Raw genomic sequence first — 8,350 nt, forward strand, 5'->3', positions numbered from 1 at the left:
GGCCCTACTTCACCGTGCCTTCGGACTTGTCGTACGTGGGGGCGTCCGGAGCGTCCTTCGCCGGACCGATACCGACGGGGATGCCGGCCTCGGGGTGGTTGAGGTCGAACGCCGGGGCCTCGCTGCGGATGCGCGGGATCGAGGTGAAGTTGTGGCGGGGCGGCGGGCACGAGGTGGCCCACTCGAGCGACCGGGAGAAGCCCCACGGGTCGTTCACCGTCACCTTGGGCGCCTTGCGGGCCGTGATGTACACGTTCAGGAAGAACGGGATCAGCGACACCGCGAGGATCATCGCTCCGACCGTCGACACCTGGTTCATCCAGGTGAAGCCGTCCTCGGGCAGGTAGCTGGCGTAGCGGCGGGGCATGCCGACGACGCCCAGCCAGTGCTGGATGAGGAAGGTGGTGTGGAAGCCGATGAACAGCAGCCAGAAGTGCCACTTGCCCAGCGTCTCGTTGAGCATCTTGCCGGTCCACTTGGGCCACCAGAAGTAGAAGCCCGAGAACATCGCGAAGACGACGGTTCCGAACACGACGTAGTGGAAGTGCGCCACCACGAAGTACGAGTCCGAGACGTGGAAGTCGAGCGGGGGCGACGCGAGGATGACGCCGGTGAGTCCACCGAAGGTGAAGGTGATCAGGAAGCCGATCGCCCAGATCATCGGGGTCTCGAAGGTCACCGATCCGCGCCACATGGTGCCGACCCAGTTGAAGATCTTCACGCCGGTCGGAACCGCGATGAGCATGGTCATCAGCGAGAAGAACGGCAGCAGGACCGATCCGGTGACGTACATGTGGTGCGCCCACACCGTCACGGAGAGGGCGGCGATCGCGATGGTCGCGTAGATCAGCGTCTTGTAGCCGAAGATCGGCTTGCGGCTGAAGACCGGGAAGACCTCGGACACGATGCCGAAGAACGGCAGCGCGATGATGTACACCTCGGGGTGGCCGAAGAACCAGAACAGGTGCTGCCAGAGCAGGACACCGCCGTTGGCCGCGTCGTAGATGTGGGCGTCGAACACGCGGTCGGCGCCGAGGGCGAACATCGCGGCGGCGAGCACCGGGAACGCGAGCAGCACGAGGATCGACGTCACCAGGATGTTCCAGGTGAAGATCGGCATGCGGAACATCGTCATGCCGGGGGCGCGCATCGTGATGATCGTCGTGATGAAGTTCACCGCGCCGAGGATCGTGCCGAAGCCCGAGAGCGCGAGGCCGAAGACCCAGAGATTGCCGCCGAGCCCTGGTGAGAACGTCGTGCTCGACAGTGGCGCGTACGCGAACCAGCCGAAGGACGCCGCACCCTGCGGGGTGACGAATCCGGCGACCGCGATGAGCGAGCCGAAGCTGTAGAGCCAGTACGCGAAGGCGTTGAGGCGGGGGAACGCGACGTCGGGGGCGCCGATCTGCAGCGGCATCAGGACGTTGGCGAACCCGGCGAAGAGCGGCGTCGCGAACATCAGCAGCATGATCGTGCCGTGCATCGTGAACAGCTGGTTGTACTGCTCGCGCGTCTCGACCACGTTCAGGCCGGGCTCGAACAGCTGGGCGCGGATGACGAGTGCCATCACGCCGGCGATGCAGAAGTAGATGAACGACGTGATCAGGTACATGTACCCGATGACCTTGTGGTCGGTCGACGTCATCCAGCGGACGAGGACGTTCGCCTTGCGCTGGACCGGCGGAGTGCCGGCGGTGCGCGTCGGGCGGGGTGCCGTGGCGGTGCTCATGCTCCCTTACTCCTCGTTCTCGCGGGCCGGCGCGCCGGTTCCGGGAAGGTTCGAATTGCGGTTGTACTCGGCGCCGAGCTGACCGGTCTGGCCCGCGTCGCGCAACGACTGGATGTAGTCGTCGTACTCGCCCTGCGAGACGACCTTGACGTTGAAGAGCATCGCGGAGTGGTACTCGCCGCAGAGCTCGGCGCACTTGCCCGCGTAGGTCCCCTCCTTGAGAGGCGTGACGTACATGTAGTTCGTCTTGCCGGGGATCATGTCCTTCTTGTAGAGGAAGTCGACGACCCAGAAGGAGTGGATCACGTCGCGCGCGTCGAGCTGGATCTTGATCTTCTGTCCGACGGGCAGGTAGAGCGTGGGGATCTCGGACTCGACGAGCGAGCCGGCGGCGTCTCCGCCCTCCTGGTACTGGCCCTGGATGCCGGCGGAGTAGACGTCCTCGTCGACGTAGTTGAAGTCCCACGCCCACTGCTTGCCGTACACCTGGATGGTCTCGTCCGGGTCGTCGTAGGGCTGCTCGATGGCGGCCTGGTCGCGCGCGGTGAAGGCGAAGAAGCCGATCACGAGGATCAGCGGCACGATCGTGTAGAAGATCTCGATCGGCATGTTGTAGCGCAGCTGGACCGGCAGGCCGGTCTGCCCCTTGCGACGGCGGTAGACGACCACCGCCCAGATGGTGAGACCCCACGTGACGACGCCGACGGCGAGCAGGACGATCCAGGAGGTGACCCAGAGTCCGATGACGCGGTCGACGTGGTTCGTCGTGCCGGGTTCGGTGGGGAGCCAGCCCTGGAGCTGCTCTTGCGTGCAGCCCGCGAGGACGAGGGCGAGGGCTCCTGCGACGGGGGCAGCGACCCATCTGCGGATTCGGCGATTGAAGCGCACCGGTGACCTTTCGGAAGACTGGGGACCAGTTCACACGAAACTGTATTAGACCGGCTCCAGCCTACCCTTCCGCTCCGGCGGCCCGGTGCACGACGACCCGCTCTTGACGTCCCGGCCGAGTGGTGCAGTCATGACGAACGGCGCCCGACGGGCCACCGGAGTGGACTGTCGGACGCCGTTCGGAGGCGCTGCGGCCCGGGGCCGCCCGGCGTCAGTGGAAGCTGTCGCCGCAGGCGCAGCTGCCGCCCGCGTTGGGGTTGTCGATGGTGAAGCCCTGCTTCTGAATGGTGTCCTCGAAGTCGATCGAGGCGCCGTCGAGGTAGGGGACGCTCATCTTGTCGACGACGAGGCCGACGCCCTCGAACTCCACCGCGGCGTCGCCGTCGAGGGTGCGCTCGTCGAAGTAGAGCTGGTAGATGAGGCCGGAGCAGCCGCCGGGCTGCACCGCGACGCGCAGGCGCAGGTCGTCGCGGCCCTCCTGCTCGAGCAGGCTCTTGACCTTGGCGGCGGCGGTCGGGGTCATCGAGACGCCGTGGGCCGCGCTGGGCGGGGTGGCGAGGGGGGTCGCCGTCTGGTCGGTCAGTGTGTCTGACATGTCACTCCTCAGGGGACGGGCGGAACGGTCGTCGTGCCTTCCGGGATTCTACGGCTGCAACCCGGGTGGTCACCCGGGTATTCCACGACCGGTGGTCAGTCGCGGTGAGCGGCGGCGCGGAGCAGGAACAGCGCCTCGGTCTGCGCGGCGCGCTTGAAGACGCCCAGGTGCAGCGACTCGTTGGGGCTGTGCGCGCGCGAGTCGGGGTCCTCGACACCGGTGACGAGGATCTGAGCCTCGGGGAACTCGCGCACGAGGTCGGCGATGAACGGGATGCTCCCGCCGATCCCGGTCTCGAGAGGCTCGCGTCCCCACGCGTCCGCCATCGCGCCCTTCACCAGGTCCACGGCCCAGCCGGTCGCGTCGACCAGGAAGGGGCTGCCGGTGTCGACGTCCTCGATCGCGAGCTGAGCGCCGAACGGGGAGTTCGCCCGCAGGTGGCTCTCGATGGCGGCGAAGGCCTCCTCCGCGTCCTGGCCGGGGGCGATGCGGGCGCTGATCTTCACGCGCACGGACGGGACCAGGGTGTTGGAGGCGTCGACGACGCTGGGCGCATCGATCCCGGTGACCGTGACGGCCGGCTTCGACCACAGGCGCGAGAGGATCGCGCCGGTGCCGATCGGCGAGACCCCGTCGAGCAGCCCCGAGTCGCGGCGGAGGTCCTCCTCGGTCGTCTCGGGCACCGCTCCGTCGTGCTCGGTGAGGCCGGCGACGGCGACCGAGCCGTCCTCGTTCCAGAGCGTCGCGAGCAGGCGGACCGCCGCGAGCATCGCATCCGGGACCGCTCCGCCGAGCATGCCCGAGTGCGAGGCGTGCGCGAGGGTCCTGACGGTGAGGGTGAAGGTGACGTTGCCGCGCAGGCCCACCGTCAGCGCGGGGGTGTCGACGTCCCAGTTGTCGCTGTCGGCGACGATGATCGCATCCGCGCGGAGGGCGTCGTGGTGCTCGCGGAGGAAGGTGGGGAACGAGCGCGACCCGAACTCCTCCTCCCCCTCGATGAAGAGGACGAGCCCGAGGTCGTGGTCCTCGCCCGCGACCTCGCGGAGTGCGCGCACCGCGGCGAGGTGGGACACGACTCCGGCCTTGTCATCGGCGGCACCGCGCCCGTACAGGCGGTCGCCGCGCACGGTCGGCTCGAACGGAGGCGTCTCCCACGCCGACTCGGCGCCCTGCGGCTGCACGTCGTGGTGGGCGTAGAGGAGGACGGTCGGCGCTCCGTTGCGGGCGGCGCGGGTGGCCAGGACGGCCGGCTGGCCGAGCACGTCCGTGCCGTCGATCGTGGCGCTGTGGATCGCGACGTCGTCGAAGACGCCCGTCTCGCGCGCGAGCTCGGCGATGGCCTCGGCGCTGGCGGCCACGCGGGTCGCGTCGAAGCCGTCCCACGAGACGGACGGGATCCGCACGAGCTGCCCGAGCTGGGCGAGCGAGCGCGGCAGATCGTCGCGGACGGCGGCGAGGACGGCCTCCTCGTCGGAGGAGAGTGCGGGCGGAGTCGGAGCGTCGTGAGCCATGGAGGTAATCTTAAGAGACCCCCGATTCCAAGGACGTTCCCCGTGGCCAAGCACCCGATCGCAACCGACACGCCCGACGACGCCGGCTCCCCCGGCTCCGGGAAGGGCCGGCCGACGCCGACCCGGCGCGAGCAGGAGCTGGCCCGCAAGCGTCCGCTGGTCGTCACCGACCGCAAGCAGGCCGCCCGCGACGCCCGCGAGAAGGCCGCCGTGTCGCGCGAGCAGGCCCGCATCGGCCTCGCCGCCGGCGACCAGCGCTACCTGCCGCTGCGTGACAAGGGTCCCCAGCGCAAGTTCGTGCGCGACTGGGTCGACGCGCGCTTCAGCCTCGGCGAGTTCCTCATCCCGGTGATGGTCGTCGTCCTGCTGCTGAGCTTCTTCCCGCAGCCGGAGCTGCAGTACGCGACGCTGGTCATCCTCTGGGTGTTCTTCCTCCTCGCGGTGATCGACTGCATCCTCCTCGGCATGCGGATGCGCCGGAAGCTCGCCGAGCGCTACGGCGCCGACAAGGTCGAGAAGGGCATCCGCTGGTACGCCGCGATGCGCGCCCTCCAGCTGCGCGTCATGCGCCTGCCGAAGCCCCAGGTCAAGCGCCGCGCCTTCCCCGAGTAGTCGGACGGCGGACCACGAAGGGCCCCTGCGGTCGCGCCTCGCGCGGCTCCGGGGGCCCTTCGTGGTGCACGGCGGGTCAGGAGGCGCGGGCCAGTCCCCGGTTGATGTCCCGAGCCCACAGGGGCCCGCGGTAGATGAAGGCGGTGTAGCCCTGGACGAGGGTGGCGCCCGCGTCGAGGCGCTCGCGCACGTCCTCGGCCGTCTCGACTCCTCCGACGGAGATCACGCAGAAGGCCGCGGGGACGACGCCGCGGATCACGCGGAGCACCTCGAGCGAGCGCGCGGCCAGCGGGGCACCGGAGAGGCCGCCGGCGCCGGCCGCCTCGACCACGGCGCGGTCGGTCGAGAGGCCCTCCCGGGAGAGTGTGGTGTTGGTCGCGATGATCCCGTCCAGACCCAGGCGGACGGCGAGCTCGGCGACCCGGCCGACCTCGTCGTCGGAGAGGTCCGGGGCGATCTTGACCAGCAGGGGCGTCGTGTCGGCGGCGTCCTTGACGGCCGCGAGGAGCGGCTCGAGGCGGTCGATCTCCTGCAGGCCGCGGAGCCCGGGGGTGTTCGGCGAGCTGACGTTCACGACGAGGTAGTCGGCGAGCGGCGCGAGCAGGCGCGTGCTGATCAGGTAGTCCTCGATCGCGTCGTCCACCTCGACCACCCGGCTCTTGCCGATGTTCACGCCGATCACGGGGCGGCGGCGCGCACTGCGCAGCCGGATCAGCCGTTGCGCCGCGGCCTCGGCGCCGTGATTGTTGAAGCCCATCCTGTTGACGACGGCGCGGTCCGCGATCAGCCGGAAGAGGCGCGGCCGGTCGTTGCCCGGCTGCGCCCGAGCGGTCAGGGTCCCGACCTCGACGTGTCCGAAGCCGAGCGCGCCGAAGCCCAGGACCGCGGTGGCGTCCTTGTCGAAGCCGGCCGCGACGCCGAACGGGGTCTCGAAGCGGAGGCCGAGCGTCTCGACCGCGGGCGTTCCGCGCGGGACGGTGGTCCGGCGCAGGACCGGAGCGAGGGCTCCGAGGGCCCGGATCACCGGGAAGCTCAGGTGGTGCGCCCGCTCCGGGTCGAGGCGGCGCAGCACGGTGCGGAACAGGAGCGGGTACACCCGGGCCTCAGATCTCGTCGGCGCTGTGGGGCACGGAGGTGCGCTCGGCGCGGAGCAGGGTGATCGCAGACTCGAAGTCGTCCAGCGAGTCGAACGCCTGGTAGACGCTCGCGAAGCGGAGGTAGGCGACCTCGTCGAGCTCGCGCAGCGGCGGCAGGATGGCGAGGCCGATGTCGTTCGCGTCGATCTGCGAGGCGCCCGTGGAGCGGATGCTCTCCTCCACCCGCTGCGCGAGCACGGCCAGATCGGTGTCGGTGACGGGCCGGCCCTGGCAGGCCTTCCGGACGCCGCTGACGATCTTCTCGCGGCTGAACGGCTCCACGACTCCGCTGCGCTTGATCACGACGAGGCTCGCGGTCTCGGTCGTCGAGAAGCGCCGGCCGCACGACGGGCACTGCCGGCGGCGGCGGATCGAGAGGCCGTCGTCGCTCGTGCGCGAGTCGATCACTCGGGAGTCGGGGTGCCGGCAGAAGGGGCAGAACATCGAGGGCCTCTCGGTCTCAGGCGAAGCGGGCGTCGACGGCGTCGCCGTGGGCGGGCAGCGCCTCGGCGTCGCTGAGAGCGCGGATGTGCGGGGCGACGCGCTCGAGCGCACCGCGGTCGTACGAGATCAGCTGCTGCGGCCGGAGGAAGGTGTAGGCGCCGAGCCCGGAGGAGAAGCGCGCCTGCCCCAGGGTCGGGAGCACGTGGTTGGAGCCGGCGAGGTAGTCGCCCAGGCTCACCGGGGTGGTCGGGCCGAGGAAGATCGCGCCGGCGTCGTGGATCCGCTCGGCCGTCGCGACGGGGTCGGCCGTGTGCAGCTCGAGGTGCTCGGGGCCGTAGGCGTCGCTGAACGCGCAGGCGAGCTCGAGGTCGTCGACGATCACGAGCGCGGACTGCGGGCCGTCGAGTGCGATGGCCACGCGCTCCGCGTGGCGGGTGGCAGCGGCCTGGGCGGCGACCTCGCGCTCGACGGCGGCGGCGAGCTCGGCGCTGTCGGTGACCAGGACCGCGGAGGCGGCCTCGTCGTGCTCGGCCTGGCTGACCAGGTCGGCGGCGACAAGGCGCGGGTCGGCGGAGTCGTCGGCGATCACGAGGATCTCGGTCGGGCCCGCCTCGGAGTCGATGCCGACCTGGCCGAGCACCTGGCGCTTCGCGGTGGTAACCCAGACGTTGCCCGGCCCGGTGATGATGCTGACGGGATCCAGCCCGATCGAGTCGACGCCGTAGGCCAGTGCGGCGACGGCTCCGGCGCCCCCGACCGCGTAGACCTCGTCGATGCCGAGCAGAGCGGCCGCCGCGAGGATCGTGGGGTGGACGGAGCCGCCGAACGCCTTCTGCGGCGGCGAGACCAGGGCGATGGAGGCGACTCCGGCGGCCTGCGCGGGCACGGCGTTCATGACGACGCTCGACGGGTAGACCGCCTTGCCGCCGGGGACGTACAGCCCGGCGCGGGCGACGGGCTGCCAGCGCTGGGTGACCGTGGCGCCGTCGTCGAGCTCGGTGGTGCGGGGCGGGGGGATCTGTGCGGCGCTGGCGCGGCGGACGCGCGCGATCGCCTCCTCGAGTGCGCTGCGGATGGCCGGGTCGAGGCGGTCGAGCGCCTCGGCGATCTGCTCGGCGGGCACGCGGAGGTGCGGGGGGCGCACGCCGTCCAGCCGCTCCGCCTGGTCGAGGAGCGCCTCCGCGCCGCGTTCTCGGACGTCGGCGATCAGCTCGGCGACGACGGGCCCGACGGAGGCGGACGTGCCCGGATTGCGGGGCATGAGGGCGAGGAGCTCGGCGGAGGAGGGACGACGGCCGCGGAGGTCGAGAGTCTGGATCATGGCCGCCCCAGTCTACGCGCCGCTCGCCGACTACCTCGTCGTGAACGTCAGCTCGCCGAACACCCCCGGGCTCCGCGGCCTGCAGGAGATCGACCGCCTCGAGCCGCTCCTCGC

Annotated in this window: 8 protein-coding genes; 1 reads left to right on the forward strand and 7 read right to left on the reverse strand. The window is 70.6% G+C overall.

Translation table 11 applies throughout. The features are described 5' to 3' along the window. Positions 1-4: 4 nt before the first annotated feature. The 4 genes from ctaD to C5D09_RS13525 form a co-directional block, all read right to left on the reverse strand. Complete coding sequence (gene ctaD, locus C5D09_RS13510; protein WP_104224652.1) at positions 5-1,729, reverse strand: cytochrome c oxidase subunit I; 1,725 nt, start codon at positions 1,727-1,729, stop codon at positions 5-7. A 6-nt stretch (positions 1,730-1,735) separates the two neighbouring features. Continuing rightward, positions 1,736-2,617, reverse strand: coding sequence for a cytochrome c oxidase subunit II (gene coxB / locus C5D09_RS13515; protein WP_104224653.1), 882 nt, complete (start codon positions 2,615-2,617; stop codon positions 1,736-1,738). Positions 2,618-2,828: 211 nt separating this feature from the next. After that, positions 2,829-3,212: an iron-sulfur cluster insertion protein ErpA gene (gene erpA, locus C5D09_RS13520; protein ID WP_104224654.1), complete on the reverse strand. Its 384-nt coding sequence runs from the start codon at positions 3,210-3,212 to the stop codon at positions 2,829-2,831. A gap of 95 nt (positions 3,213-3,307) precedes the next feature. Next, positions 3,308-4,723, reverse strand: coding sequence for a dipeptidase (locus C5D09_RS13525; RefSeq protein WP_104269512.1), 1,416 nt, complete (start codon positions 4,721-4,723; stop codon positions 3,308-3,310). Between the two features lie 42 nt (positions 4,724-4,765). Here C5D09_RS13525 and C5D09_RS13530 point away from each other — a divergent pair, with 42 nt between their 5' ends. Continuing rightward, positions 4,766-5,335, forward strand: coding sequence for a DUF3043 domain-containing protein (locus C5D09_RS13530; RefSeq protein ID WP_181027102.1), 570 nt, complete (start codon positions 4,766-4,768; stop codon positions 5,333-5,335). Between the two features lie 76 nt (positions 5,336-5,411). Here C5D09_RS13530 and C5D09_RS13535 read toward each other — a convergent pair whose 3' ends face one another. Genes C5D09_RS13535 through hisD form a run of 3 tightly spaced genes read right to left on the reverse strand, consistent with a single transcriptional unit; the run spans position 5,412 to position 8,236 of the window. Continuing rightward, complete coding sequence (locus tag C5D09_RS13535) at positions 5,412-6,431, reverse strand: quinone-dependent dihydroorotate dehydrogenase (RefSeq protein WP_104224656.1); 1,020 nt, start codon at positions 6,429-6,431, stop codon at positions 5,412-5,414. Between the two features lie 7 nt (positions 6,432-6,438). Beyond that, complete coding sequence (gene nrdR / locus C5D09_RS13540; protein WP_104224657.1) at positions 6,439-6,915, reverse strand: transcriptional regulator NrdR; 477 nt, start codon at positions 6,913-6,915, stop codon at positions 6,439-6,441. 16 nt (positions 6,916-6,931) lie between these two features. Next, entirely contained in the window at positions 6,932-8,236 is a 1,305-nt protein-coding gene (gene hisD, locus C5D09_RS13545; protein ID WP_104269513.1) for a histidinol dehydrogenase, read from the reverse strand. Between the last annotated feature and the right edge of the window lie 114 nt (positions 8,237-8,350).

The organism is Rathayibacter sp. AY1C9, from assembly GCF_002932315.1.
Taxonomy (GTDB): domain Bacteria; phylum Actinomycetota; class Actinomycetes; order Actinomycetales; family Microbacteriaceae; genus Rathayibacter.

Coding starts and splice junctions, on each gene's coding strand:
- ctaD (WP_104224652.1), bottom strand. CDS start 1,729: ATGAGCACCGCCACGGCACCCCGCCCGACGCGCACCGCCGGCACTCCG.
- erpA (WP_104224654.1), bottom strand. CDS start 3,212: ATGTCAGACACACTGACCGACCAGACGGCGACCCCCCTCGCCACCCCG.
- C5D09_RS13525 (WP_104269512.1), bottom strand. CDS start 4,723: ATGGCTCACGACGCTCCGACTCCGCCCGCACTCTCCTCCGACGAGGAG.
- nrdR (WP_104224657.1), bottom strand. CDS start 6,915: ATGTTCTGCCCCTTCTGCCGGCACCCCGACTCCCGAGTGATCGACTCG.
- hisD (WP_104269513.1), bottom strand. CDS start 8,236: ATGATCCAGACTCTCGACCTCCGCGGCCGTCGTCCCTCCTCCGCCGAG.